Genomic DNA, 26,140 nt, shown 5'->3' with positions numbered 1-26,140 from the left:
TGACAACTGCGGCCTTGCTGCGGGCGCGAAACAATCTGTCGCCGCAGTTGCGCAACAGCCGCTTGGGCCGGGCGGGGGTTCCGTGCTAACCCCAGAGCATTCACCCCGGAGAGCGCCCATGCAGTTCCGCTTTGGCGAGACCACAATTGCCGTGACCCATGCCAGCCGCGCCGCGCTGCAATCGGCGGTGCGCGCCCGTCTTGCTGCGGGTCAGGGCTTTGCTCTGGCCACGATCAACCTTGACCATCTGGTGAAACTGTCGCGCAGCGCCGCTTTCCGCCGCGCCTATGCGGCGCAGGATATGGTGGTGGCCGACGGCAATCCCATCGTCTGGCTGTCGCGGCTGGCGGACAAGCCGGTTGATCTGCTGCCGGGGTCTGACCTCGTGTTGCCCTTGGTGCGCGATTGCGCGGCGGCGGGGCGCGGGCTGGCACTGGTGGGGGCGACCGATGCCGCCCTTGCCGCCGCCGGGGCGCGGCTGATGGCCGACGTGCCCGGGCTGAACATCGTGCTGCGACATGCGCCGCCGATGGGCTTTGATCCCGAAGGCCCCGCCGCGGCAGCACTTCTGGCCGAGGTGGCGGCCAGTCAGGCCGGGCTGTGCCTGATCGCCCTTGGCGCACCCAAGCAAGAGAGTTTTGCCGCAAGGGGCCGCGCCCTGGCCCCCGCGGTCGGCTTTGCCTCGATTGGCGCCGGGCTCGATTTTCTGGCGGGAACGCAGGTGCGGGCGCCGGAATGGGTGCGCCGCCTTGCGCTGGAATGGCTCTGGCGGGCGCTGTCCAGCCCGCGCCGCCTGATCCCGCGCTATGCCGCCTGCGCTGCCATCCTGCCGGGGCAGGTGCTGGCGGCGCTGCGGCAACGCTGACTATTTGTATTCAATCAGCCCGCGCCGCCGCCCGCGCAGCCGGTCGGCCCAGTAACCCAGCGCGCCCTGGGCTTCGGCAAATTTGCCCAGCACGCTGTAAACGGCCCAAGTCCCGCCGCCGCGCCGCGCCAGCCGCACAAACTGCGCCGGATAGACCAATGCCAAAAGCCAGCCCGCCGGGTGGATCAGCCCTGCCAGCAACACCAGAACCGGCAGCCCTGCCCCCCAGAACAGCGCGCGCCGCGTCTCGGCCACCCAATGCCGTTCAGGTCCGGCGCCATGCAGCGCGGCCCCCTCGGCAAAGGCATGGCCCGCCCGCCGCGTGCGCCGCCACCATTGGCCGAACCGCGTCAGCGCCGCGTCATGCAGCACCATCTCTGCTGCAATCCGCCAGACCTCGCCCCCCGCCTGCCGCAGCCGCAGGCACAGTTCCGGCTCCTCTCCCGCAATCAGATCGTCACGATAGCCGCCCACGGCCCGCACCGCCGCATAGCGCATCAACGCATCGCCGCCACAGGCCCGCGCCGGGCCGACCGGCGTATCCCATTCCCGGTCCGCCAGAGCGTTCCAGACCGAAGCCTGCGGAAACCGCTCCCGCCGCCGGCCGCAAACCACCACCGCCCGGGGATGTTCGGCAAAGGCCGCCAGCGCCGCAGCGGGCCAGCCCGGCACCATCTCGCAATCGCCGTCCAGAAGCTGCACGAATTCCGGCGGGTCCGCGGCCAGCACCTCCAGCCCGGCATTGCGCGCCCGCGCCGCGGTGAAGGGCCGGGTCATGTCCAGCGCCACCACCTCGGCCCCCAGCGCGCGTGCCTGCGCCACCGACCCGTCGGTCGAGCCGCTGTCCACATAGACCACCCGGCGCATCTGCCCCCGCAGCGCGCGCAGGCAGACCACGAGCCGCTCTCCCTCGTTGCGGCCGATCACCACGGCGTCGATCTGATCCGGTATCTCCGTCATAGGACCATTCTAGGCGGCCCGCACCGGCTTGGCCACCGGATTGGCCAGCGGCGCAAAGCCCCTCTGCCGCTTTGCTTTTTCGTGCTGCATCTGCTAAATCTGACTGTGCTGGGCGGGGGCCCGGACGAATCCTGCTGCGCGAAATCCATCGGATCGGCGTTGTGGCAGGCACCAGATCGGGCGAACCGCCTGCCGGAAGGCAGGCCCTTTTGAACCGAGTGCGGCCGTCAGACGCCGCGCTGCAGAGGAGCCCGGCTTTCGAATGTCCATACACAGGATGTTGATGTCGTTGCCTGAGCGGCGCGAAGATATAGGGGTTTCGGCCATGTCCGGCGACAAGTTCGCCCCGCGCCCGCAGGGGCGTGCCTCTGGGATATCGCTGTTCCGGCCCGGCCAACCGGCGCCGGAAACCGCCGTCACCTATGACCTTGCCACCGGGCGCGAGATTTTCTCGGCAGCGCTGCCCGCGCCGGTCCTGAACCCCGGCCGGGTCTGGGAATCGCTGGGTCCGGTGCAGCTTTCGGGCGAACATCTGGCTGGAAACGGTTTGTTTCCAGCCTCTTCCAGCGAACCCGCCGCTGCGGCCTTTGATCAGTTGCGCAGCCGCCTGCTGCATGGTCTGGCGCAAAAAGGCTGGCGCCGGATTGCCATTACCTCGCCCACCCATGGCTGTGGCAAAAGCCTTGTCGCCACCAACCTTGCGCTGGCACTGGCCCGCCGCCCGGCCAGCCGCACCGTGCTGATCGACCTTGACCTGCGCCGCCCGCGCCTTGCCGATCTTCTGGGCATCGCCGATGCGCCGCCGCTGGAAGATTTCCTGACCGGCGAGCAGCCGCTGGAGGGGGTGTTCCGCCGCTTTGGCCGCACCCTCGCGCTGGGTCTGAACGGCACGCCGGTCGAAATGGCGTCCGAGCTTCTGCACAGCCCCGACACCATGCAAGCCCTTTCCGCCATGACCGAACAGCTCGACCCCGAGGTGGTGCTGTGCGATCTGCCGCCCGCGCTGGTGGGCGATGATGTGCTGGCCATGGCCCCGGCGCTGGATGCGGTTCTTCTGGTGACCGACGGCACCCGCTCCACCCCCGATGAAATCCGCGCCTGCGAGCGGATGTTCGACAGCCGCCTGCCCCTTCTCGGCGTGGTGCTGAACCGCGCGCAGGAAAAGGCGGCGCGGCGCTTTGGCTATGGGCGGAGCTAGGGCATGGGACAGATCCAGTCCTTCGAGGAACTCTTCGCCTTCCTGCTGCGCCGGGCGCGGCTGATTCTGGCCGTGGCGCTGATCGGCACGCTGGCCGCGGCGATCTATGCCAAGTCCCGCCCTGACAGTTATGAGGCGGCGGCGGTGATTCAGGTGGAAACCTCCACCGTTTCCGGCAGCAACGGTCAACCCGCCACAAGCAGCGCCGCGCAGATCCTGCAAAGCATTGAACAGCGCCTGACCACGCGCGAAAATCTGACCGCGATGATCGAGCGGCATGGTCTTTATGCCGATCTGCCCGGTCTCTCGCTGGAAAAGAAGCTGGTGCTGCTGCGGTCTTCCGTCACCTTTCAGGGGGTGGACAGTGCTGCGGGACAGAACTTCGGGCAGGCGCGCAACCTGTCGGCCATCATCATCTCGGCCCGCATGGGCGATGCAGAGTTGGCGGCGCGCGTTGCCAATGACTTCGCCCAAGGGGTGCTGGACCGTTCCGCTTCGGGCAGCCGCGAGCGGGCCGCGCAGAACGTTGCCTTCTTTGCCGAGGATGTGACCCGGATCGGCAACCAGATCGCCACGCTCGAAGCCGAAATCGCCAGCTACAAGAACGCCCATGCCGCGGCCCTTCCCACCCAGTCGCAGACCCTGCGGGACGAGCTTTCGGGGTTGGACGGCGATCTGCGCCGTCTCTCGCAGGACCGTATCGCTGCCGAGGGCGAGGCGGCCACCCTGCGCGCCAAGGAAACCCTGCGCGAAACCGACCGGCGGCAGTTGGACGAGATCACCCGGCGGCTTGATGTGATCGACACCCAGATTGCCACCGCGCAGACCCGCCGCGACGAATTGCAGGCCGCCCTTGCCGGCACGCCCGAGGTGGAGCGGGTGATGGCCGGCTATGACCTCATGCTGTCGCAATTGCAGGACCAGTATGAGATTGCCAACCGCCGCAAGGCCGAGGCCGATACCGACCTGCGCCTTGCCGAACGTCAGCAGGCCGAACGGCTGACCCTTCTGGACCGCGCCATCACCCCGGAATACCCGATGGGCGGCGGCGGCAAGAAGATCGCCATTGCAGGTGCCCTTGCCAGCCTGATGGCCGGGCTTGGTCTGGCTTTCCTTCTGGACCTCATGCATCCGGTGGTGCGCACCGCCGCGCAGATGGAGCGTCAGCTTGACCTGCGCCCGGTGGTCTCGATCCCGGAAATCAGAACGCAGAAACGGCGCGGCTTGCTTGATCTGGGTGCGGATCGGGGCAAACCGCTGTTGGGGCTGACGCGCAACGCCATGATCGTCGTGGCAACCGCCGTGATGGCGCTGGTCGCAGGTGTCATGGCCTGGACCGCCAAGACCCGCTGACCGCACCAACGGCGCAAAGACAAAGGGCGGCCCCTTCACGGGCCGCCCTTTGCTTTTCACAAGGTTTGTTCAGTAGCCGGTGCCCTTGAGCATCACGCCAACGGTGCGGAACAGAATCTTGATGTCGCTCCACAGCGACAGATCCACCTCATAGGTCGTGTCATATTCGGCCCGCGCCTCGAACGTGGTGCGGTTGCGGCCCGCCGTCTGCCACAGGCCGGTGCAACCCGGGCGCAGCGCGTAATAGGCCAGCCCCGGATAAAGCGCCTGCTGGCTGATCATCATGGGACGCGGACCGACAAGGCTCATATCGCCCTTTAGCACGTTCCAGAGCTGCGGCAATTCGTCGAGCGAGCTTTGCCGGATGATCTTGCCGACCCGGGTGATCCGCGGGTCATGCTTGAGCTTCTGGGTCTGGTCCCATTCCAGCCGCGCTTCGGGATGGGCAAGCAGATACTCGTCCATCCGCGCATCGGCATCGGCCACCATGCTGCGCAGCTTCCACATGCGGAAGCGGCGGCCATCCTTGCCGACCCGCATCTGCGAGTAGAAGGGGCGCCCGCCATCGCGGGCCACCATCACCGCCAGCACGGCCACCACCGGCACCACAACGGGCGCCGCCAGCAAGATCGCGGTCACATCCATGGCGCGCTTGACCATGTTGCGATACAGCCCCCGGCGACGCGGCAGAACGGTATCAAGCCCTGCTTCAGCCGCGGCAGGAAGGGTCTCGGCGCGATGGGCGCCGAACTCGGGAAAGGTCATCGTCATTGTCGGTCACCCGTAGACAATGGCGCAGAGGTCAGGCCGCGTGTTGCCTGCCCGCTGACGCGGGCACGCAAGAGATAGCCGGTCAAACCGGGTGGACAATTTGAATTCGCAGCACATTTTCCGCACTCTTGAAGTACGCCCCCAAGACACATTTTAGCCGAAATTTAGCCAACTGCGCGACAACAACCGAAAGGGCGAAGGGCTGTTTACGCTGGGTTAACCAACAAAATGTGCCACGCACTCGCCAGACTCTTGCCGCAATTTCGGCGCCGTCAACCACGGGTTGCAGGGCATCTCCCAAGGCAAGAAAACGCGCGCAAAGTGATTCGCCACAGCCAACCTCAGGATCGGCAGGCGGCCGCGCCATCGGGCTGCAGCGCTTGCCGTTTTGGCCGTTTCCACAGCAGGATCAATGGCCGCGCCCGGCCCTCTGCCGCATCCGCAACGCCACCAGACCGCCGACGGCCACGGTCCCGCCCGAAGTCCAGGCCATCAGCAGCAAGACAGGCCCGGCCTCGGCGGCAATGGCGGTGAAGCCCGGCGCGGCAAGGCCACCCAGAACAGCACTCAACACCACGCTCGCCGCCATGCGGACCCCCTGCCAACCCGGATCAGCCCATCTTTGCACGATTTGGAAACAATTCCAGCCCGAATCACGCATTGTTGCCGTAGGATCACCCCGCCAGCAGGGCCGCGTTCCGCCACAGGACCAAAGCGGCCAAGACCGCCGCCAGCGCAAAGAAGCCCGCATCATGCGCCGCATCCCAGGCCCGATGCCGCCGCGCCAGCCAGATGATCGGCAGATGCATGATGCAAAGCGCCGCCCCCTGCGCCGCCAGCGCCCCGTAAAGCCCGCCAAAGTGCATTCCCGCCAGAAAGGCCGCCGTCTGCAACACCGCCTTCAGCGCGATCACCAGAAAGTAGTTGCGCGAATCCCCCACCGCCAACGCCGACTGGTCATAGGTCATGCCGATCACCCCGGGCATCTGCACGCAAGCCATCACCACCACCACCGCCGCCGCCCCGCCATAGCGCGCATCGTAAAGCAGCCCGACCAGCGGCGCCCCGGCAAGCCCCAGCACGCCCAGCAGCCCCAGCGTGCCCCCCGTCACCAGCAGCCGCAGCCGCCGCATCCGCGCCGCGTTCTGCGCGCTCGCCGCCGGGGGATGATCCCGGTAAAGCGGGATCAGGATTCGCCCCGTCACCGCCCCGGCCAGCAGAACGGGAAACGAGGCGAGGAACCAGCCGATGTTATAAATCCCCAGCTCCTGCAGGCTCAGATAGGCGCCGAAAATCGCCTTGTCGCCCTGCGACAGCAGAAAGCCGCAGGCGGTGGACAGGAAAATCCACTTGCCGAACCGGACCAGGTCACGCCCCGCCGCCGGCTCCCAGTGAAAGCGGTTGGCCGGCCCCGGCAGAAAGCGCCAGGTCAGCACCAGTTTGGCCAGCGCGCCCAGAATGGCGCCGATCACCAGCGCCCAGACCGAACGCAGCGCAAAGGCCAGCACCACCATGGCCGCAATGGCAATGACCTGCGCAATCAGGTCCAAGAGCGTCAGCCGCCCCAGCAGAAGATGCCGGTTCGCCGTGTCGATCCGCGTCGGGTTGAAGCCCGAAATCAGCAGCGTCAAACCGGCGGCGGGCAGCAGTTGCATCAGGTCGGGCGCCTCGTAAAACCGCGCCATCGGCCAGGCCAGCGCACAGGTCGCCGCCCAAAGCACCGCACCGCGCGCCACATTCAACGTGAAGGCGGTATCGAGGAAATCCCGCTCATCCCCGCGGGGGCTGGCCGAAATCGCCGGGCCGACGCCCATGTCGGAAAACATCGCCAGCCCGACCAGCGCCACCGAAACCAGCGCCATCACCCCGAACGCCTCGGGGTAGAGGAGCCGCGTCAGGATCAGGTTTGACGCCAGCCGCAGCGCCTGCGTCACCGCATAGCTGCCCGCGGTCAGCATCGAACCGCGCAAAGCGCGGGCGAACAGCCCCTGACCGGAAAGACGTTGAAGGATCCCCATCATGGCGCGACCCTAGTGCGGCTTGCCGCAACTGCGAAGGGGGGAAATTTGGCACCCGGTCGCCCTGACCTGCCCGGCGGATGCCTCCGGCGGGGATATTTGGGCCAAGATGAAAGGGTTTGCCTTAACTTTGCCAAAGGGCTTGGGTAGGGCGGGAGCGGTTCTTCGGGGGTCTTCGTGAAGCTTGCCTATCTGGTCAATACCTATCCGCGTGCCTCGCACAGCTTCATCCGGCGCGAGATTGCCGCGCTGGAGCGGCGGGAGCATCAGGTGTTGCGGCTGGCCATGCGGTCAGACCGCGGGGCGCTGAAAGACCCGGCGGATCTTGCCGAGGACAGGCGCACGGCGCATCTGCTGGAAATGGGGGCTTCGCGGCTGCTGTTGTGCGCGTTTGGCTGGATGACGCGGCATCCGGGCGGGGCGTTTCGCGCGCTTCGGCTCGCGCTGGCCTGCGGCGGGCGGGCCGAAGGGGGCGCGCGGCTGCGGCATCTGATCTATTGGATCGAGGCGGCCGCGGTGGCGCGGCGCTGTGCTGCGGAAGGTGTCGCGCATCTGCATGCCCATTTCGGCACCAATCCGGCAACGGTCGCCATGCTGGCGGCGGAAATGGGCGGGCCGCGCTGGAGCTTCACCGTTCACGGGCCGGAAGAGTTCGACGCACCCATGGGTCAATCTCTGGGCGAAAAGATCGCGCGGGCGGGCTTTGTCGTGGCGATATCCTCCTATGGGCGCAGCCAGCTTTGTCGCTGGGTCGGGACGGAGCATTGGGACAAGATTGCCGTGGTCCATTGCGGGATCGAACCGGCACGGTTTGCCCCCGTGCCGCTGCCTTCGGCGCTGCGGCTGGTGGCCATCGGGCGCTTTGCGCCGCAAAAGGGTTTTGCGCTGCTGATCGCGGCGCTGGCGCAGGTGCCGGAAGTCCGGCTCACTTTGGTCGGCGATGGCGAGTTGCGCGGGGAGATCGCGGCGGCGGTGGCGGCGCATGGGCTGCAAGACCGGGTGGATTTCGCGGGCTGGCAGGATGAGACCGGGGTGAGCCGGGCGCTGGCCGAGGCGACGGCGCTGGTGCTGCCCTCCTTCGCCGAGGGTCTGCCGGTGGTGATCATGGAAGCGATGGCCATGGGCCGCCCGGTGATCGCCACCGCCATTGCCGGGGTGCCGGAACTGGTCACGCCCGAAACCGGCTGGCTGGTGCCCGCAGGCGATGCCGGGGCATTGGCCGGGGCGATTTCGGCCTTGGCCGCCACCTCGCCCGCCCGGTTGGCCGAAATGGGCGCTGCCGGTCGCGCCCGGGTGCTGCAACGCCATGACATCGACCGCGAGGCTGCGCGCCTTGCCGCCCTGTTCGGAGAGACCTGATGGACATTGTGCTGTGCTGTGCCAGCCATTCGGATGACATCCTGAACGGCAATCTGGCGCGTTCGCCCTGCGTCACCTCGGGTGCGCTGCCGCTGCATGTCGAGCGCGGGGCACCCTCGGCTTCGGTCGCCTATAACCGGGCGCTGGCGGCGACCGAGGCCGGGATCGTGGTGTTCGTCCACCATGACGTCTATCTGCCCTTGGGCTGGGACCGGCTCTTGCGGGCGCGGCTAGCGGAATTGCCCGACGATTGGGCGCTTTACGGCAGCTATGGCATCGGGCTGGACGAGGCGCTGATCGGGCCGGTCTGGTCATCGTCGATCGGGATTCTGGCGGGACGGGTGCCGGTGGCGCCGGTCGAGGTGCAAAGCTTTGACGAGCTTTTGTTTGTGATGCGCCGCAGCGCCGGGATCAGGTTTGATGAGGGGCTGCCGGGCTGGCACCTTTATGGCACCGATATCGTGACGATTGCCCGGGCCGCAGGCTTTCGCGCCTATGCCGGGGCGCTGCCGGTGATCCATAACGACCGCTATCACGAGGAACTCGGCAGCGATTTCACCGAATGCTACCGCTATTTGCAGCGCAAATGGCATGACCGCCTACCGCTGCGAACGGCGGTGACCAAGATCAGCCGGTCGGGGTTCTATCTGTGGAAAGAGGGCTGGAAGACCCGCCGCTCGACCCCGCTGCGCGAAAGGCTCGCGGTGGGAACCGGGCATGAGCCGGAGTTTCTGGCCCGGCGCTGCGGCTGGGCCGATCTGGGGCCTTCGGCCTGACAGGGCAGAACCGGGGGTTTCACACCCCCGGACCCCCGTGGAGTATTTCCAAAGGTGCAAATGCCAGGTCAGAGCGCGCGCAGCGCCCCGGCGACGGCCTGCGCCAAAGCCGCATGGGCCTCGGGTTCGAAATGCACGCCGTCTTGCGGGCTGACCTCGATCACCTGACCGGCATCCAGAAACCCGCAGCCCCGGGCGCGGGCAAGGGCGGCATAAAGCGGCGGCAGCGCGAGCGAGCGGGCGCGGGCGCCATAGAACTGATCGGCGATCGGACCTTGCTCCAGCACCGGCGGCGGGCAGATCAGCAGAATGCGGAAACCACCGTGGCGGGTCTGCATCTCGGGCGACTGCGCGATGTCCAAGAGGCTCGCCAGCCCGCCGGTCACCAGCTCGGGCGAGGCGCCGAAGCGGGCCTTCACATCATTGGTGCCCAGCATGATCGTCAGAACGTCGATCGGCCCGTGACTTTGCAGCGCGATCTTCAGCCCGTCCTGCCCGTTCATATGGGCGCCCATCACCGGATCGGCGAATTGCGCGGTGCGGCCCGGCAATCCCTCTTCCACCAGCGTCCAGCCCAGCGCGCGGGCGGCCAGCACCGACCAGCGGGTGGCAGCGTCAAAGCGGTTATACTGGCCAAGATCGACAATCGGCGGCGTGCCATGGGTGTTGCTGTCGCCATAGGTCATCAGAACGGTCATATCGCCCCCTTTGCCGCATCGGGGCCGCTGCCCCCTTCAAACTTCGTTCTATCGGTTGCATATATGCGCACAACCGCTTTCCTGATGAGGATGCCATGTTCGGGATCACCGACAAACCCGCCGCCGCCGCCGCCCCGTCCGACCTGATCAAGGACGCCACCGAAGCCAGCTTCATGGCGGATGTGATCGAGCCCTCGGCCCAGGTGCCGGTGATCGTCGATTTCTGGGCGCCGTGGTGCGGGCCCTGCAAGACGCTGGGACCGGCGCTCGAGGCGGCGGTGATCGCCGCCAAGGGCCGGGTGAAGATGGTCAAGATCAACGTTGACCAGAACCAGATGCTGGCCGGTCAGCTGCGCATCCAGTCGATCCCGACCGTTTATGCTTTCTGGCAGGGTCAGCCGGTCGACGGCTTTCAGGGCGCCCTGCCGCCGTCCGAGGTGAAGCGCTTTGTCGACACCATCGCCGCCATGGGGCCGGAGCCGGATGGCGGGCTGGCCGATGCGCTGATCGCGGCCGAGCAGATGCTGGAAGAGGGGGCCGCAGCCGATGCCGCCGAAACCTTTGCCGCCATTCTGGAGGAAGAGCCGGGCAATGCCGCCGCCTATGCCGGGCTGATCCGCAGCCATCTGGCCTTGGGCAATCTGGATGAGGCGGCGGGGCTGGCCGACAAGGCCCCCGCCGAGGTAACGAAATCCAAAGAGGTCGAGGCGACCCGCGCCCAGATCGAACTGGCCCGGCAGGCCGCCAAGGCCGGTCCGCTGGACGAATTGCACGCCTTGCTGGCCAAAGACCCGACCAACCGGCAGGCGATGTTCGACCTTGCCACCGCCCAGCACGCCGCCGGCGATGTCGAAGGCGCGGTGACGACCCTGCTGGACCTCTTCAAACTGGACCGCGAGTGGAACGAGGGCGCCGCCCGGGCGCAACTGATGGTGATTTTCGAGGCGCTGAAGCCGACCGATCCCGTCGTTCTGAAGGGTCGGCGCCGCCTGTCGTCGATGATCTTTGCCTGAGGCCGCAATCGCCCTAGGTTCAGGGGTATGAAACGCATCGCCGACCTGCCCGAGGTGATCCCGCTGTTCCCGCTTCCGGGGGCGCTTTTGCTGCCGCGGGCGCGGTTGCCGCTGCATATCTTCGAGCCGCGCTATCTGGCGATGCTGGAGGATTGCATGAAGACCCCGGCCCGGCTGATCGGCATGATCCAGCCGCGCAGCCTGCCGGGCGGTGAGACGCGGCTGTCCGCCATCGGCTGTGCCGGGCGTCTGACCGGGTTTTCCGAAACCGAAGACGGCCGCTATATGATCACCCTCACGGGCCTGTCGCGGTTTCGGCTGCTGGACGAGGTGCAGGGCGGTTTCACCCCCTATCGCCGGGGCCGGGTGGACTGGGCCAGCTTTGCCCGCGACCTTGGCGCGGCCGAAACCGATCCCGGGCTTGACCGCGAAGGCTTCATGGCGCTGCTGGCGCGGTTCTTCACCCTGCGCAAGCTGGGCAGCGACTGGACCAACCTGCGCGAGGCCGAGGATGAAATGCTGATCAACGCGCTCTCCATGCTCTTGCCCTTCGCACCCGAAGACAAGCAGGCGCTGCTCGAGGCGCCCTCGCTTGTCACCCGGCGCGAAACGCTGGTGACGCTGATCGAATTTGCCCTGCGTTCTGGCGGGGCCCCGGATGAGGTGCTGCAATGACCCCTTCAACACCCTTCGACCGCCGGATGCTCGAGGCGCTGGTCTGCCCCGTCACCCAAGCCATGCTGACCTACGACCCCGAGACGCAGGAGCTGGTCTCGAAAGCCGCGCATCTGGCCTTTCCGATCCGCGACGGCATTCCGATCATGCTGGCCAGCGAGGCGCGGGCGATCGACTGAGGCAGCGCGTCACGCCACCCGCCGCGCCGCCTGCGTCTGCCCGTCATAGCCCCAGCTTTCCGCCGGAATCTCGTGGATCATCCCATAGCTTGCCACCGGAAGGGCCGGCCCCGCCACCTCGCGCATCAACATGCCGACCGCCTCCAGAAAGGCGGCTTTCTGCGCCTGCGTGTTGGTGCCTTCGGTCACCGCGATTTCCAGATGGGCAGCCACGGGCACCGGCGCCGCCCCCACGGCCCATCCCGCCACCGCGATCTCTTCGATCAGCACCGCCGTCAGGTCATGGCGCTTGCCAAGATGCTGCGCGGTCAGATCGGTCAGGCGGCGTTGCAGCGTCTGACGCCGCAGATCGGTCAGGGCAAGCCCGGCAAGGCGCAGGTGAAGAAAGGGCATCATGGTCTCCTCGTTTTCGATGCCTCTGCTTGACACAAAACCATATTTCGGAAAATTTGGAAGTTATTACCAGATATTTCGGAATACCCAATACATGCCGCTGCCCTCCAACCTGCCCACCGATTTCCTGCGCAGCTTTGTCGCCGGGGTGGACCTTGGCGGCCTTTCCGCCGCCGCAACCCGGCTGGGCCGCAGCGCCTCGACCCTTTCCCTCCAGATCGACCGGCTGGAAGAGATTGCCGGAACCGCGCTGTTCATTCGCAAGGGCCGGGGTCTGGCGCTGACCGAGGCGGGGGCGGCACTGCTCCCCTATGCGCGCCGGATGCTGGCCCTGAATGACGAGGCGCTGACCCGGCTCGCCGATCTGGGTGCCATGTCGGGCTGGCTGCGGCTGGGGCTTGCCGAGGATCTGGCCGAAGGCTGGCTCCCCGGCCTGCTGGGCCGCTTCACCCGGGCGCATCCAGACCTGCGGCTGGAACTGCAATCGGGCCGGGGCAGCCAGTTGACGGCGGCGCTGGCGGCGGGCGATCTGGACCTTGCGCTGTTCTGGACGCCCGACGGCACGGTTGGCCCGGGCGATGCCTGCCTGCAGACGCTTCCCATCCGCTGGATCGGCGCGCAGGGCCAGCTTCCCCCGGCCAGCGGCCCGCTGCCGCTTCTGGCGATGTCATCGCCCTGCCATGTCCGCGACCGCGCCGTCGCCGCGCTGGAGGCACAGGGCCGCGACTGGCATCTGGCGCTGTCGAGCCATGGGCTGGCCGGAATCTGGGCTGCCGCCCGCGCCGGTCTTGGCGTTACCCCGCGCGCCATCGCCGCCCCCCTGCCCGAGGGGCTGGCCCCGCTGCCCGACAGCGCCGGATTGCCCGGACTGGGCGATACCCACCTGATCCTGCGCCACGCCAGCGCCAGCCCGCCCCGGGCGGCGCTGCGGCTGGCCCAACTGATCAGGGACGAGCTGGACGCGCCACGCTAAAGCGGCCGTCCTGCCAGCAACCGCGGCAATTCCCCGGTCAGCCCCGCCGCCTGCCGGATAAAGCCGCGCCGCAACCCCGGCAGGGCGTTGACCAGCCCAAGGCCAAGGTCGCGCCCGGCCCGCAACAGAGGGTTATCGTTGGAAAACAGCCGGTTGACCGTATCCATGCCCAAAGCCAGCGCCGTGCTGTCGAACCGCCGCCAGCGCTCATAGCGTTCCAGCACATCCAGCGCACCGATATCCTCGCCCCGCCGCGCCGCCTCGACCAGCACCTGCGCCAGCGCACCCACATCACGCAGCCCAAGGTTCAACCCCTGCCCCGCAATCGGATGCACCCCATGGGCCGCATCGCCCACCAGCGCCACGCGCGGCGCCACGAACCGCTCGGCCAAGGACAGCGACAAGGGATAGGTGAACCGCGCACCTGCCAGCGAAATCTCGCCCAGAAATTCCCCGAACCGGGGGCGAAGCGCCGCAAGATAACCCGCGTCGTCCAGCGACTGGATCGCCGCAGCCGCCGCATCCGTCTCGCTCCATACGATGGACGAATGATGCCCGCCCGGCAGCGGCAGAATGGCCAAAGGCCCGGAGGGCATGAAGAATTGCTGCGCAATCCCCTGATGGTCGCGGGCGTGCTGCACCGCCGTCACCAGCGCCGTCTGGCCATAGCCCCAGCCCTGCCGCCGGATGCCCGCCCGCGTGGCCGTGCCCGAGCCGCGCCCGTCGCAGCCCAGAACCACCGCCACCCGCAACCGCCGCCCAGAGGCGAGCGTGGCGGTGATCCCCGCCGCCTCTACCTCTTGCGCCGTCACCACCTCGCCCGACAGGAGGGTCAGGCCCGGCGCGTCGGCCATCGCGGCAAGGAAAGCCGCGTAAAGATGGCGGTCCTCGGCCATGAAACCCATCGGCCCCTCTTCGATCTCGGCCGCATCGAAGGTCAGGAAGAACGGCGCCGGCCCCTGCCCCGGGCGTCCGTCGCTGGCCTTGATTTGCAGGATCGGCTGCACCTGACCGGCCAGACGCGGCCAGACACCGATCCCCGCCAGAAGCCGCTGCGAGGCAATGGCCAGCGCATAGGCCCGCCCGTCAAACCCCGCTTCGGCCCGGGCGGGGGCCGGGCGCGCATCCGCCACCACCACCCGCAACCCGGCCTGCGCCAGCGCCAGCCCAAGGGCGGGGCCGTTCAGCCCGCCGCCCACGATCAGAATATCCGCATCCCGTTCCATGGGCCGAATATGGCGCCTCGGGCGGGATTGTCCATGCGCCCCCTTGCCGCTAGCTTCGCTTGCGGCAAGGGCGCGAAAAATTTTCGCCGAAAATTTTTCTGTCCCCGCCCGTCACGCCGGAGGCAAAATGTCGATCACCTGGTCCAATATGACGGCGGCAGAGCTTGGCCGCGAAATCGCCGCCGGGCGCATCCATCCGGTGGAGCTGACCGAGTTCTTTCTGGAGCGGATCGCCAGCCACCCGCTGGCGCCGCGCATCTATGCCCGCGCCACCGCAAACCGCGCCCGGGGCGAGGCGATGGGGGCTGCCAGCCGTGCCAAGGCCGGGCTGCGGCGGGGTCTGCTCGACGGGGTGCCGCTGTCGTGGAAGGATTTGTTCGACAGTGCCGGCGTGGCAACCGAGGCCGGTTCGGCCCTGCTGCGCGGCAGGACACCCGAAGCGGATGCCGCCGTTCTGGAAACCGCCACGCGCGAAGGCACCATCTGTCTGGGCAAGACCCATATGTCGGAACTGGCGTTCTCCGGGCTGGGCCTGAACCCCGTGACGGCGACAAGCCCCTGTATCAACGATGAAAATGCCGTGTCCGGCGGGTCATCGTCTGGGGCCGCGGCCTCGGTCGCCTATGGGTTGGCGCCTGCGGCCATCGGCTCGGACACCGGCGGGTCGGTGCGGATTCCGGCGGCGTGGAATGACCTTGCGGGTCTGAAGACCACCTCGGGCCTGTTGCCGCTGCGCGGGGTGGTGCCGCTCTGCGAGCGGTTCGATACCGTGGGCCCGCTGGCCCATTCGGTCGAGGATTGCGCTCATCTTCTGGCCGTGTTGCAAGGCGGGCGGGCGCCTGACCTGAGCGGTTCCAGCCTTGCCGGGGCGCGGCTGGCAGTGCTGGAAACCGTGGCGCTGGACGATCTGCGCCCGCGCCCGGCGCAGGGCTTTGACGATGCGCTGTCGCGGCTGACCCGCGCCGGGGCCCGGCTGGAGCGGCTGGCCCTGCCCGAGGTGGCCGAGGCGATGGCACTGGCCGGCGCGCTTTTCACCGCCGAAGCCTATGGCATCTGGGAGGCCACGATCGAAGCCGCGCCGGAAAAGATGTTCCCCCGCATTCTCGAACGGTTCCGCGCTGGGGGCAGCATCGCGGCCAAGGATTATGTCGCAGGCTGGCGGCGGCTTGAGGTGCTGCGGCAAGGCTGGAGCGCCGCCACCGCTGGCTATGATGCGGTGATCCTGCCCACCTCGCCCATCCTGCCGCCCGATGCGGCGCGGCTGATGCAGGACCATGATTATTACGTCACCGAAAATCTTCTGGCGCTGCGCAACACCCGGATCGGCAATCTGTTCGGCCTTGCCGTGCTGACCCTGCCCACCGCGCAGCCTTCGTGCGGGATCAGTTTCATGACCCCGGGGTTCACCGAGGCTCGGCTGTTGCGGCTGGGCATGGCGGCGGAGCGGGCGCTGGCCTGAAACCGGGGTGCCCCGGCCCGCCCCCGGGGCCAGCCCCGGACCCCGGAGTATTTCGGGAAGGGCAAATGCAGGGCGGCGGGCCGCCGGTGCGGCGCAGCGAAAAAGCCACAAAGACGGCTTCCAAGCCCAAGATGCCCTTGGGTTTTTCTGGACCCGCCGAACTCTTCTGGCTATCCTTTGGTCAAACGGGGCGCAATGATCCCGGGATTGAGGCAGTCATGGCGTTTCCAGAGCGGTTTTCGAACCTGCCGGACTATGCGTTTCCGCGTCTGCGGAAGCTTCTGGATGCACATGCGCCCGGGGGCGACCCCGTTGCCATGACCATCGGCGAGCCGACCCATCCGATGCCGGATTTCGTCGGGCCCATTCTGGCCGCGAACCTGTCGGGTTTTGGTGTCTATCCGCCGAACGATGGCACGCCGGAATTGCTGGCGGCGATATCGGGCTGGACCGAGCGGCGCTATGGCGTGAGTGTCGGCAGCGAGCGGATCATGGCGCTGAACGGCACGCGCGAGGGGCTTTACAACGCCTGCCTTGCCATTGCGCCGGAAACCAAGCGCGGCAAGCCGCCGGTGATCCTGATCCCGAACCCCTTCTATCAGGTCTATGCCGTGGCCGCCGCCACCGTGGGGGCCGAGCCGCTTTATGTGCCGGCCGTCGCCGCCAACGGCTTTCTGCCCGATTACGCGGGCCTGCCTGCCGACGTGCTGGACCGGGTGACCGTGGCCTATATCTGCTCGCCCGCGAACCCGCAGGGCGCCGTGGCCAGCCGCGCCTATTGGGCGGACCTGCTGGCGCTGGCCGAAAAGCATGATTTCGTGATCTTTGCCGATGAATGCTATTCCGAGATCTGGCGCTCTGCCCCGCCGCCCGGCATTTTGCAGGTCGCGGCCGAGGTCGGCGCCGATCCCGAGCGGGTCTTTACCTTTCATTCGCTGTCGAAACGCTCGAACCTGCCGGGGCTGCGCTCGGGCTTTGTGGCGGGCGGGGCGCAGGGCATTGCCCGCATCCGCAAGCTGCGCGCCTTTGCCGGTGCCCCCCTGCCGCTGCCCATCCAGCGGGTGAGCGAGGCGGCCTGGGCCGACGAAGCGCATGTCGAAGCCAACCGCGCGCTGTATCACGAGAAATTCGCCATCGCCGCGCAGGTGTTTTCCGGCCTGCAAGGGTTCGATCTGCCCGAAGGCGGGTTCTTCCTCTGGCTGCCGGTCGAGGATGGCGAGGAGGCGGCGCTGCACCTGTGGAAAAAGACCGGGGTGCGGGTGTTGCCGGGGGCTTACCTCTCGCGCGATGCGGGCGGGCAGAACCCCGGCAAGGGTTACATAAGGGTCGCTCTGGTGGCCCCAAAGGAAGAAATGCAGCGCGGGCTGATCACGCTCCGCGACTGCCTCTATTGAGGACAGGCGAGAATGGCATCCTATCAGGTCCGGCAGCGCGATCCGCTTCTTGATCAGAACACCCAGGCCATGCTGGAACGGCGCGGGCGCGAGTTGCTGGGCCTGTTGCTGATCGGGCTGGCCCTCGCCTTCACCGCGATGCTGTGGAGCTATTCGCCCGAAGACCCGGGCTGGATGGTCGCCTCGGACAAGCCGGTGGCCAATGCCTTGGGCAGTTTCGGCGCTGCGCTGACCTCGACGCTGATCATCATTGGCGGCAAAGGGGCTTGGGGAATTCCGATGATCCTCTGCGCCTGGGGCCTGCGGTTTGTGCTGCATCGCGGGGCCGAACGGGCGGTGGGCCGTGTGGTTTTCGCGGTGATCGCCATTGCGATGGCCTCGGTCTATTGCGCGACGCTGGTTCCGGGGGCGGATTGGGTGCATTCCTTCGGTCTGGGCGGGCTCTTCGGCGATACGGTTTCGGGCGCGCTGGTGGGCATGGTGCCGGGTGGGGCGGGCTTTGGCCTCAAGCTGATTTCGGCGGCGACGGGGCTGACCCTTGTCGTGCTGATGCTTTACGTCATGGGCTTTGATCTGGCCGAGATGCGGGCGCTCTTGGCCTTTCTGGTGACCAGCCTGATCTATTCCTATTCCATTCTGCTTGGCGCTGCGGGCAAGGGCGCGCAGGGCACTGTCCGCGCCGCCAGCGCCATGCAAGAACGCCGCCGGGCCGCCGCGCCGCCGATGGCCGAAGCCGGACCGCGCGGTCTGGTGCGTCGGGCGCCGCCCGTCGTGGCCGAGGAGGCAGACCTGATCGACCCGGCCCCGCTGCGCCCCGCCCCGCTGCGCGCCGATCCCCGCTATGCCGAGCCGCTGGCCGAAGCGCCGCAATATGCGCCGCCGCGCGAAAAGGTCGGGCTTCTGGCCCGGATGCCCGCCCTGATGCGCCGCGTGATGGAGCCGGAACCGGAGCTGGTGGAACCCATGACGCAGGAGATCGACGATCTTGACCTGCCCGACGATGACCGGATCAAGGCGCGCATCAGCGATGCCGTCCGCTCGCGCACCCGCACGCCCGAAGCGGCGCTGAACCCGATCACCGCCGCCATCCAGCGCCGCGAACCGGCGATGAGCCGCCCGCGCGGGCCGCAGCCGCTGATCGCCGACACCCGCCGCCCGGCCCCGGCCCCCGTCGCGCCACCCGGCCTGCGGGCCGAGCCGCCCGTGGTCGCCCGTCCGGCCGCCGTGGCCAGCGCCGCGCTGACCCATCTGGCCCGCGCCGTGCCCCCGGCCCAACCGCCGCGCCCCGCCGCGCCGGTCAACGCCTTTGTCCATATCGACGAAGACGACTTGCCCGAAGACGACCTGCCCCGCACCGAGGATGAGGCCGCCGATGACTGGCAGCCCGACGGCGATTTCGAACCGGACTACGATCCCACCCCAGTCACCCCCCGCGCGCTGCCGGTGGTCGAGGTCAAGCGTGGCGTGGTGCAGCAACCGGCCAAGAAACCCGCCCTTTCGACCCGCGCCGTGCAAGAGGCACAGCCCCGCCTGCGCTTTGATGATCCGGCCCCAGCCTATGAACTGCCGCCGCTGTCGCTTCTCGCCTCGCCCGCCTCGATCCAGCGCCACACGCTGTCGAACGAGGCGCTGGAAGAGAATGCGCGGATGCTGGAAAACGTGCTGGATGACTATGGGGTCAAGGGCGAAATCGTCTCGGTCCGCCCCGGCCCGGTCGTGACCATGTATGAACTGGAACCCGCGCCGGGCCTGAAGGCCAGCCGGGTGATCGGTCTGGCCGACGATATCGCCCGCTCGATGTCCGCCCTTTCCGCCCGCGTCTCCACCGTGCCGGGCCGCACCGTCATCGGCATCGAACTGCCGAATGCCCACCGCGAAAAGGTGGTGCTGCGCGAAATCCTCTCGGCCCGCGACTTTGGTGACAGCCAGTTGCGCCTGCCGCTGGCCTTGGGCAAGGACATCGGCGGCGCACCGATCGTCGCCAACCTTGCCAAGATGCCCCACCTTCTGATCGCGGGCACCACCGGCTCGGGCAAGTCGGTGGCCATCAACACCATGATCCTGTCCCTCCTCTACAAGCTGACGCCCGAGGAATGCCGCCTGATCATGATCGACCCCAAGATGCTGGAACTTTCCGTCTATGACGGCATCCCGCATCTGCTGTCGCCCGTGGTGACCGATCCGAAAAAGGCCGTGGTCGCCCTGAAATGGGTGGTCTCCGAAATGGAGGACCGCTACCGCAAGATGTCCAAGATGGGCGTGCGCAACATCGAAGGCCACAATGGCCGCGTGCGCGAGGCGCTTGCCAAGGGCGAGATGTTCAAGCGCACCATCCAGACCGGCTTTGACGAAGACACCGGCGAGCCTGTGTTCGAAACCGATGAATACGCCCCGGTCTCCCTGCCCTATATCGTTGTGATCGTTGACGAAATGGCCGACCTGATGATGGTCGCCGGCAAGGAAATCGAAGCCTGCATCCAGCGCCTTGCCCAGATGGCCCGCGCCTCGGGCATCCACCTGATCATGGCCACGCAGCGCCCGTCCGTTGACGTGATCACCGGCACCATCAAGGCCAACTTCCCCACCCGGATTTCCTTCCAGGTGACCTCCAAGATCGACAGCCGCACCATCCTGGGCGAACAGGGCGCCGAGCAGCTTCTGGGCATGGGCGACATGCTCTACATGGCCGGCGGCGGGCGCGTCAGCCGTATCCACGGCCCCTTCGTGAGCGATGAAGAGGTTGAGGAAATCGTCAACCACCTCAAGAGCTTCGGCCCGCCCAGCTATATGTCAGGCGTGGTCGAAGGCCCGGATGAAGACTCCGCCTCCGACATTGACATGGTTCTCGGCCTCGGCAGCGGCGAGGGCGGCGACGATGCCCTCTACGATCAGGCCGTCGCCATTGTGGCCAAAGACCGCAAATGCTCGACCAGCTACATCCAGCGCAAGCTCGGCATCGGCTATAACAAAGCCGCAAGACTGGTGGAGCAGATGGAAGAGCAAGGGGTTGTGACGCCCGCGAACCACGTCGGCAAACGCGAAATCCTGATCGAGGAACGGTGATCACCAAACTTCCTGGCCCGAAAGGCACGGCGGTAAGGTACTTTCTTTGTGGTGCCGCCGTCGGCGCAGCTCTGATGTTTGCCTATGCCCGTCTGGAAACTGGCTATTGGCGAAGCCCCGGAGAGCTTTATGCAGAGATTCCCCGACTTCATGCCTGGGCAGTGCGGCTGATGGATTTAGGCGGCCCTGGCAGAGACGGGGCACAGGACTACCAGGTTCCCAAGAGCGAATGGGCCGCTCGAGGTGGCACCCTGAAAGAGTGTTTTGCCGGGGGCGCTGATGAGAGCCTGATTCAGTATCATGTCAGGGATAAGACGCTTTCCGGGGTCTACCGCTGCAAGATCGGGGACATGACGGGTGAGTTGGAAGTCGGGCTTCTCGAAGGGTACCTGCACGGCGAAATCGAATCGTCATATGAGTTTCGAATGCTTGACAGCTCGACGGCCGCTCCTATGCAGCCAATTGGTGTCTTCGGACGTTAACTTTCAAAACTCAGAAACGACCGAGCAGCTACGCCCGCTGGCCTATCGTGGCGAAAGACCGCAAATGCTCGACCAGCTATATCCAGCGCAAGCTTGGCATCGGCCATAACAAGGCCGCAAGACTGGTGGAACAGATGGAGGAACAAGGGGTTGTGACCCCCGCGAACCACGTCGGCAAACGGGAGATTTTGATCGAAGAGCGGTAAGCCCCCCAAAGGTGCGTGAAATCACGCACCCTACCGCCCGTAGGTCGGGGTTCACCCCGACGCCCTCGCCCCTCACCCCCGCGCCCGCTGATCCCGCAACGCCTTCAGCGCCTGCACCTGCGCCTTGCGCCGTTCCACATCTGTCATCTCGGCCAAAGCGGCGGCCTTGGCGGCCTCTTGCGCGGCCATGATCGACACGATTTCCTCCCGGATCTGCCGGACCTCATCGGCATGGCTGGGCGCATAATCTGTGGCCTTCACCACCTCGGCCAGCCGCGCCAGCATGAAGGCCCGCAAGACCGCGTTCATCCGCGTCAGATGCCCGGCCCCCATGCTGCGGAAGAAGCGCAGCACATCCTCGTCCACCCGCAGCGACACCGGGCATTTGGGCGGCGGCCCGACCTCTTGCGCGATGCGGTGCCAGTCGGCGGGAATGCGGGGCGAGCCTTCAAGGCCCCAGCGCAGGTCGGCCTCCAGATCGCGCAGGGTCTGGGCCAACTGATGATAGGCGGTTTTCGGGGCGGGTGGGCGCGGCATGGGCGGGCTCCTTTGCCCGCACAGCCTGCCGTAAAAAGGCCGCGCGCCGGTTAAGACGGCGCGCGGCCTGTATATACGCGTAATTTACGCAAACATGACGCGGAATGGACGGGAAGTTTACGCCCTATTCCGCCGGAACCGCAGCCCCCACCGGCACCGAACGGCTGCGGGTGTAGCGGGCATAGCCAAGGTCGCCATGCTCGATTTCCGGCGCCCGGCCGCTCACCAGATCGGCCAGCAGCCGGCCCGAACCGGCGGCCATGGTCCAGCCCAGGGTGCCGTGGCCAGTGTTCAGGAACAGGTTCGGAATGGTCGAGCGGCCCACCACCGGCGTGCCATCCGGCGTCATCGGGCGCAGCCCGCTCCAGAAGGTGGCGCGGCTCTGGTCGCCCGCGCCGCCGAACAGGTCTTCGACCGAATGTTCCAATGTTTCCCGGCGCTTGGGGTGCAGGGTGTTGTCGAACCCGGCAATCTCTGCCATGCCGCCCACCCGGATCCGGTCGCCCAGACGGGTGATGGCGATCTTGTAGGTTTCGTCCATCACCGTCGATTCCGGCGCCTTGGCCGCATCCACGATCGGCACCGTGATCGAATAGCCCTTCACCGGATAGACCGGCAGCTTGATGCCCAAAGGCCGCGCCAGAAGCGGCGAATAGCTGCCCAGCGCCAGCACAAAGGCATCCGCCGTCACCCGGCCCTGCGCGGTCTGCACCGCCACGATCCGCCCGCCCTCGGCCTCCAGCCGCTCAATCGCCACGCCATAGCGGAAGGTCACCCCCGCCGCCGCGGCCATTTCCGACAAGCTATTGGTAAACTTGAAGCAATCGCCGGTTTCATCGCCCGGCAGGCGCAGCCCCCCGGCGATCTTGTGGCGGCTGGTGGCCAGACCCGGCTCGGCCCGGATGCAGCCTTCGGCGTCCAGCACCTCAAACGGCACGCCATCGGCCTGCAACACCTTGATATCCTTGGCCGCGCCATCCACCTGCTTTTGCGTGCGGAACAGTTGCAGCGTGCCTTGGGTCCGCTCGTCATAGGTAATTCCGGTCTCGGACCGCAGCGCGATCAGGCAATCGCGGCTGTATTCGGCCAGCCGCACCATGCGGGATTTGTTCACCTCATAGGCGGCGGTGGTGCAGTTCATCAGCATCCGCGCAACCCAGGAAATCTTGGCCAGATCGGGCATCGGCTGAATGATCAGCGGCGCATGGCGCATGAAGAGCCATTTCATCGCCTTGGCCGGAATGCCCGGCGCGGCCCAAGGGCTGGCATAGCCGGGGCTGATCTCGCCGGCATTGGCAAAGCTGGTTTCCAGCGCCGGGGCGGGCTGACGGTCGATCACCGTCACCTCATGCCCCGCGCGGGCCAGATACCAGGCCGAGGTCACGCCGATCACACCTGCGCCCAGAACCACGATCTTCATCTGCGCTCTCCTGCCTTGTCAGCCGTTAAGGAATAGCGGACAGAATACGCGACAGCGCCGGGAGTTCTTGGCAAAGATACGGGCTGGATAGAGTGTTTTGCGAATTTTCTTCACTGTATCACAGTTTCAGTCGCGCTTTATTCTGCACAATTTCTGATCAGCCGCAGGAAACTGCGAAACCCCCGGTTCTGACGCAAGGAAACCATCGCCCTCCCCTGCTCACGGCCCGCTCACCGGCGGGTCGCCGCCATGTGAGCGGGCCGGGGGGTGCAGCCGGTTTTCGCTTGCCCTATATTGGCGCCATGAACATTCGCACTGCCCTTCTGGCCCCGCTTGCTTTTCTTACGCTGGCCCTGCCCGCTCTGGCAGACCCCATTCCGCTGGGCGATCTGTCGCGCTATCTCAACGGGTTGACGACGGTCGAGACCGATTTCACCCAGGTCAATGCCGACGGGTCGGTTTCGCTGGGCAAGGTCTTCATCAAGCGCCCGGGGCGGGTGCGGTTCGAATATGCCCCGCCGGACCGCAGCCTTGTGCTGGCCTCGGGTGGGCAGGTGGCGATTTTCGACGCGAAGTCGAACCAGCCGCCCGAGCAATATCCGCTCAAGCGCACGCCGCTGAACCTGATCCTTGATGCCAAGGTGGACCTTGGCCGCGCCAAGATGGTTGTCGGCCACCGCGAGGTGGAAAAGACCACCCGCGTTGTGGCCCAAGACCCTCAGCATCCCGAATACGGCACTATCGAACTGGTCTTCACCGCCAATCCGGTGACGCTGCGCCAGTGGATCATCACCGACGATCTTGGTCAGGCGACCACGGTGATCCTAGGCGAATTCAAGACCGGCGGCGAATTCAAGCCCTCGCTCTTCAACATCACCGACGAAGTGAGCCGCCGCAAGAAATAGCCTTCAGCGGCAATATTGCAGTTGCTGGCGATACATTTCCGAGCGGGCGCCCACCTTGGACGCCACCTCGACCAGCCACGGCTTGCCCAGATAGGACTGATTGGCATAGCCGGTCCGCCCCTCATGATAGGCCAGATACTGCGCTTCGGCGTCGGTCGGCGAAATGCCAAGCCGGTCAACGCTTTGCCGCATATACCAGCCCATGAAATCGGTGGCATCGGTGATCCGGTCGCGCCGGGCGTTGCCGCGCCGCTCTTCGCGCTGATACTCTTCCCATGTGCCGTCCAGCGCCTGGCTATAGCCATAGGCCGAGGATTGCCGCCCCATCGGGATCACCCCCAGCGCAAAGCGGTGCGGTGTGCGGGCATTGCCGACGAATTTCGATTCCTGATGGATCGCCGCCATCTGGACATGCACGGGGATGCCCCATTTGCGCTCGGTCGCCCGCATGGCTTTCAGATAGGCCGGCCGCTGGCTGACGATCGCGCAGGCGTCGTCAAGATCACGGGGCGCCGAAAAGTTGCCACCCCCGCAGGACGCGAGGACGAAAAACAGGATCGACGCACGGAGAGTTCTGCTCATCTGCCCCTCGCGCATTCATTTTGCGGCGAGGATAGGCGAAATCCGGCGGCAGGGAAATGGCGGAATCCCGGCCCCTCATCAGAAATCCGCGAGCAGCGACACCGACTGTCGCCGTCGGGCCACGGGATTGTTTCCCCCACCCCGGCGCCTGCGCAATGGACAGCACCCGGACAGAGGATTATTAACCGGGAACGGGGGGCGCTTGCGCTATGCTGAAGACGGACGCGAAATATCACATCGGTCAGGTGCTGCGCCATCGCAAGCATCCGTTCCGTGGCGTGGTCTTCGATGTGGATGCGATGTTCTCCAACACCGAGGACTGGTATCAGGCCATCCCCGAAGAGGCCCGCCCGTCGCGCGATCAGCCGTTCTATCACCTCTTGGCCGAGAATGACCAAAGCTACTATGTGGCCTATGTCTCGGAGCAGAATCTGGTGCCGGACGAAACCGGGGAACCCGTGACCCATCCCGATCTGCCCGATCTGTTCGGCGATTTCGAGGATGGCCGCTATCCGCTGCAATTTCAGTTGAACTGACGAAATTTCAGGTGCGGTTACCAGTTGGTAACGCCCCCTGCCTTAGGTTGTCGGAAACCGCTGGCATGAGGGCAGGATGGAGCTTCGGGCAAGGGAACAGAACGGCATCCTTGTGGTCCATGTGCAGCAGGACCGGATCGACGCGGCTTCGGCGATTCAGTTCAAGGACCGGATGCGCGAGGTGACGCAGGACAACCCGGCTTGTGTCGTGCTGGACCTGTCGCAGGTGGCTTTTCTGGACAGTTCGGGTCTGGGTGCCGTGGTTGCGGTGCGCAAGGCGCTGGGACCGGACCGCGTGCTTGAACTTTCGGGCCTCACGCCCAGCGTGCAGAAGGTGTTCCGGCTGACCCGGATGGATACGATCTTTCGCATCCACCCCAGCCTGCCCGATGGGCTGCGCGATGCCGACTGACAACCGGCCCGTGCGGGATGGGCCCTGCCCCGCCGCGCTGCAACTGACCATCCCCGGCCATGCCGAGGCGGTCAGCGCCGGTTTGCGCGCCCTGCTCGACGCCCGCCTGTTGCGCGCCCTGCCGGATGAGGGGCGCGGCACCGCTGAACTGGTGCTGGCGGAGGTGCTGAACAACATCGTCGAACATGCCTATGCCCGCCACTCGGGCGAGATTGAGGTGACGCTGTCGCGCGACGCCGGCGGCATCCTGTGCGAAGTGGCCGATACCGGCCTGCCCATGCCCCAAGGCGTACCGCCCGCCGGACAGCTCCCGCCGCTGGAGGGTGACAACCTGCCCGAGGGGGGATTCGGCTGGCATCTGATTCGCAGCCTTGCCCGGGATCTGGAATATCGGCGCGAAGGCGGGCGCAATCTTTTGCGGTTCCGGCTGGAAAGTTGACAATGCCCCGCCATTGCCGCCGTTGTTTCCAATTGAGGGAAACTGACGCGGGATTGCCTCATTTCGTCCGCGAATCCGCCCTCTGCCCCCCGGATATTGGCCCCGTAGCTGCATAAAGCTTCCCTCGGCGCCATGGATAACAGCCCCCACCCAAGTTCGTGGCGCCGAGGACTTTACCCCCCTACATCCCCAGAACCATCAGCGCCCCGGCGCGGAGCTGCCCCATGGCCTGCAATCCGGGCGCCTGC

The 26,140-nt window shown here is 66.6% G+C and carries 27 protein-coding genes and 1 pseudogene; 18 read left to right on the top strand and 10 right to left on the bottom strand.

What is annotated here, in order from left to right; genetic code table 11:
• Positions 1-118: 118 nt before the first annotated feature.
• The gene (locus tag HS053_RS01625) at positions 119-865 is read left to right on the top strand and encodes a WecB/TagA/CpsF family glycosyltransferase (RefSeq protein ID WP_174209435.1); all 747 of its coding nucleotides are present in this window, start codon (positions 119-121) and stop codon (positions 863-865) included.
• Here the strand turns inward: HS053_RS01625 and HS053_RS01620 are convergent, their stop codons facing one another.
• Positions 866-1,825, bottom strand: a complete 960-nt coding sequence (locus HS053_RS01620) for a glycosyltransferase family 2 protein (protein ID WP_174209434.1) — start codon at positions 1,823-1,825, stop codon at positions 866-868.
• A gap of 325 nt (positions 1,826-2,150) precedes the next feature.
• On the opposite strand from HS053_RS01620, the gene HS053_RS01615 reads away from it, so the two are divergent.
• Positions 2,151-3,023 carry a tyrosine-protein kinase family protein gene (locus HS053_RS01615; protein WP_174209433.1) on the top strand — a complete coding sequence of 291 codons (873 nt, stop codon included), beginning with the start codon at positions 2,151-2,153 and terminating at the stop codon, positions 3,021-3,023.
• A 3-nt stretch (positions 3,024-3,026) separates the two neighbouring features.
• The gene (locus HS053_RS01610) at positions 3,027-4,376 is read left to right on the top strand and encodes a GumC family protein (RefSeq protein WP_174209432.1); all 1,350 of its coding nucleotides are present in this window, start codon (positions 3,027-3,029) and stop codon (positions 4,374-4,376) included.
• A 69-nt stretch (positions 4,377-4,445) separates the two neighbouring features.
• On the opposite strand, the gene HS053_RS01605 is transcribed toward HS053_RS01610, so the two are convergent.
• From HS053_RS01605 to HS053_RS01595, 3 genes are all read right to left on the bottom strand, one after another.
• The gene (locus HS053_RS01605; protein ID WP_241699717.1) at positions 4,446-5,147 is read right to left on the bottom strand and encodes a sugar transferase; all 702 of its coding nucleotides are present in this window, start codon (positions 5,145-5,147) and stop codon (positions 4,446-4,448) included.
• Between the two features lie 409 nt (positions 5,148-5,556).
• Positions 5,557-5,736 (bottom strand): hypothetical protein, encoded by a 180-nt coding sequence (locus HS053_RS01600; protein ID WP_174209431.1) that lies wholly within the window; start codon positions 5,734-5,736, stop codon positions 5,557-5,559.
• Positions 5,737-5,821: 85 nt separating this feature from the next.
• Positions 5,822-7,168, bottom strand: a complete 1,347-nt coding sequence (locus HS053_RS01595) for an oligosaccharide flippase family protein (protein WP_174209430.1) — start codon at positions 7,166-7,168, stop codon at positions 5,822-5,824.
• Positions 7,169-7,342: 174 nt separating this feature from the next.
• Here HS053_RS01595 and HS053_RS01590 point away from each other — a divergent pair, with 174 nt between their 5' ends.
• Together HS053_RS01590 and HS053_RS01585 are read left to right on the top strand one after the other, a co-directional pair.
• Positions 7,343-8,524: a glycosyltransferase gene (locus HS053_RS01590; RefSeq protein ID WP_174209429.1), complete on the top strand. Its 1,182-nt coding sequence runs from the start codon at positions 7,343-7,345 to the stop codon at positions 8,522-8,524.
• On the top strand, positions 8,524-9,300 hold the full coding sequence (locus HS053_RS01585; protein ID WP_174209428.1) for a glycosyltransferase family protein: 777 nt from the start codon (positions 8,524-8,526) through the stop codon (positions 9,298-9,300). Before HS053_RS01590 ends, HS053_RS01585 begins: the two co-directional genes overlap by 1 nt.
• A gap of 68 nt (positions 9,301-9,368) precedes the next feature.
• Here HS053_RS01585 and HS053_RS01580 read toward each other — a convergent pair whose 3' ends face one another.
• A complete protein-coding gene (locus HS053_RS01580; RefSeq protein ID WP_174209427.1) occupies positions 9,369-9,998 on the bottom strand; it encodes a GDSL-type esterase/lipase family protein in 630 nt (209 codons plus the stop codon).
• Positions 9,999-10,093: 95 nt separating this feature from the next.
• Here HS053_RS01580 and HS053_RS01575 point away from each other — a divergent pair, with 95 nt between their 5' ends.
• Genes HS053_RS01575 through HS053_RS01565 form a run of 3 tightly spaced genes read left to right on the top strand, consistent with a single transcriptional unit; the run spans position 10,094 to position 11,865 of the window.
• Complete coding sequence (locus tag HS053_RS01575; protein WP_174209426.1) at positions 10,094-11,011, top strand: thioredoxin family protein; 918 nt, start codon at positions 10,094-10,096, stop codon at positions 11,009-11,011.
• Between the two features lie 27 nt (positions 11,012-11,038).
• The gene (locus HS053_RS01570; RefSeq protein WP_174209425.1) at positions 11,039-11,686 is read left to right on the top strand and encodes an LON peptidase substrate-binding domain-containing protein; all 648 of its coding nucleotides are present in this window, start codon (positions 11,039-11,041) and stop codon (positions 11,684-11,686) included.
• A complete protein-coding gene (locus tag HS053_RS01565) occupies positions 11,683-11,865 on the top strand; it encodes a Trm112 family protein (protein WP_174209424.1) in 183 nt (60 codons plus the stop codon). Before HS053_RS01570 ends, HS053_RS01565 begins: the two co-directional genes overlap by 4 nt.
• A 9-nt stretch (positions 11,866-11,874) precedes the next feature.
• On the opposite strand, the gene HS053_RS01560 is transcribed toward HS053_RS01565, so the two are convergent.
• The gene (locus HS053_RS01560; RefSeq protein ID WP_174209423.1) at positions 11,875-12,258 is read right to left on the bottom strand and encodes a tautomerase family protein; all 384 of its coding nucleotides are present in this window, start codon (positions 12,256-12,258) and stop codon (positions 11,875-11,877) included.
• 94 nt (positions 12,259-12,352) lie between these two features.
• Between HS053_RS01560 and HS053_RS01555 the strand changes: the two genes are divergently transcribed.
• On the top strand, positions 12,353-13,231 hold the full coding sequence (locus HS053_RS01555) for a LysR substrate-binding domain-containing protein (RefSeq protein ID WP_174209422.1): 879 nt from the start codon (positions 12,353-12,355) through the stop codon (positions 13,229-13,231).
• Here the strand turns inward: HS053_RS01555 and HS053_RS01550 are convergent.
• Positions 13,228-14,457 carry an FAD-dependent monooxygenase gene (locus HS053_RS01550; protein ID WP_174209421.1) on the bottom strand — a complete coding sequence of 410 codons (1,230 nt, stop codon included), beginning with the start codon at positions 14,455-14,457 and terminating at the stop codon, positions 13,228-13,230. The two genes, HS053_RS01555 and HS053_RS01550, sit on opposite strands and share 4 nt — an antisense overlap.
• Positions 14,458-14,584: 127 nt before the next feature.
• Here HS053_RS01550 and HS053_RS01545 point away from each other — a divergent pair, with 127 nt between their 5' ends.
• The 5 genes and pseudogenes from HS053_RS01545 to HS053_RS22255 all read left to right on the top strand — a co-directional run.
• Positions 14,585-15,916, top strand: coding sequence for an amidase (locus HS053_RS01545; protein WP_241699716.1), 1,332 nt, complete (start codon positions 14,585-14,587; stop codon positions 15,914-15,916).
• Between the two features lie 218 nt (positions 15,917-16,134).
• A complete protein-coding gene (locus tag HS053_RS01540) occupies positions 16,135-17,310 on the top strand; it encodes an aminotransferase class I/II-fold pyridoxal phosphate-dependent enzyme (protein WP_174209420.1) in 1,176 nt (391 codons plus the stop codon).
• A gap of 12 nt (positions 17,311-17,322) precedes the next feature.
• Positions 17,323-20,373 carry a DNA translocase FtsK gene (locus tag HS053_RS01535; protein ID WP_174209419.1) on the top strand — a complete coding sequence of 1,017 codons (3,051 nt, stop codon included), beginning with the start codon at positions 17,323-17,325 and terminating at the stop codon, positions 20,371-20,373.
• The gene (locus HS053_RS01530) at positions 20,370-20,855 is read left to right on the top strand and encodes a hypothetical protein (protein ID WP_174209418.1); all 486 of its coding nucleotides are present in this window, start codon (positions 20,370-20,372) and stop codon (positions 20,853-20,855) included. Before HS053_RS01535 ends, HS053_RS01530 begins: the two co-directional genes overlap by 4 nt.
• Positions 20,856-20,899: 44 nt before the next feature.
• Positions 20,900-21,061: pseudogene (locus HS053_RS22255) on the top strand (DNA translocase FtsK); the annotation flags it as partial.
• A 72-nt stretch (positions 21,062-21,133) separates the two neighbouring features.
• Here the strand turns inward: HS053_RS22255 and HS053_RS01520 are convergent.
• Together HS053_RS01520 and HS053_RS01515 are read right to left on the bottom strand one after the other, a co-directional pair.
• A complete protein-coding gene (locus tag HS053_RS01520; RefSeq protein ID WP_174209417.1) occupies positions 21,134-21,598 on the bottom strand; it encodes a BrnA antitoxin family protein in 465 nt (154 codons plus the stop codon).
• A gap of 124 nt (positions 21,599-21,722) precedes the next feature.
• Positions 21,723-23,018 carry a D-amino acid dehydrogenase gene (locus tag HS053_RS01515; RefSeq protein ID WP_174209416.1) on the bottom strand — a complete coding sequence of 432 codons (1,296 nt, stop codon included), beginning with the start codon at positions 23,016-23,018 and terminating at the stop codon, positions 21,723-21,725.
• Positions 23,019-23,320: 302 nt separating this feature from the next.
• On the opposite strand from HS053_RS01515, the gene HS053_RS01510 reads away from it, so the two are divergent.
• Entirely contained in the window at positions 23,321-23,923 is a 603-nt protein-coding gene (locus HS053_RS01510) for a LolA family protein (RefSeq protein ID WP_174209415.1), read from the top strand.
• A gap of 3 nt (positions 23,924-23,926) precedes the next feature.
• Here HS053_RS01510 and HS053_RS01505 read toward each other — a convergent pair whose 3' ends face one another.
• Positions 23,927-24,505, bottom strand: a complete 579-nt coding sequence (locus HS053_RS01505) for a transglycosylase SLT domain-containing protein (RefSeq protein ID WP_174209414.1) — start codon at positions 24,503-24,505, stop codon at positions 23,927-23,929.
• 209 nt (positions 24,506-24,714) lie between these two features.
• Here HS053_RS01505 and hspQ point away from each other — a divergent pair, with 209 nt between their 5' ends.
• The 3 genes from hspQ (at position 24,715) to HS053_RS01490 (ending at position 25,892) form a co-directional block, all read left to right on the top strand.
• Entirely contained in the window at positions 24,715-25,041 is a 327-nt protein-coding gene (gene hspQ, locus HS053_RS01500) for a heat shock protein HspQ (protein ID WP_174209413.1), read from the top strand.
• Positions 25,042-25,117: 76 nt separating this feature from the next.
• Positions 25,118-25,453: an STAS domain-containing protein gene (locus HS053_RS01495; RefSeq protein ID WP_174209412.1), complete on the top strand. Its 336-nt coding sequence runs from the start codon at positions 25,118-25,120 to the stop codon at positions 25,451-25,453.
• Positions 25,443-25,892 (top strand): ATP-binding protein, encoded by a 450-nt coding sequence (locus HS053_RS01490; RefSeq protein ID WP_174209411.1) that lies wholly within the window; start codon positions 25,443-25,445, stop codon positions 25,890-25,892. Before HS053_RS01495 ends, HS053_RS01490 begins: the two co-directional genes overlap by 11 nt.
• The last annotated feature ends 248 nt before the right edge of the window (positions 25,893-26,140 follow it).

Source organism: Tabrizicola fusiformis (genome assembly GCF_013328815.1).
Classification (GTDB): domain Bacteria; phylum Pseudomonadota; class Alphaproteobacteria; order Rhodobacterales; family Rhodobacteraceae; genus Fuscibacter.
This window is presented reverse-complemented; position numbering and strand designations above follow the sequence as displayed.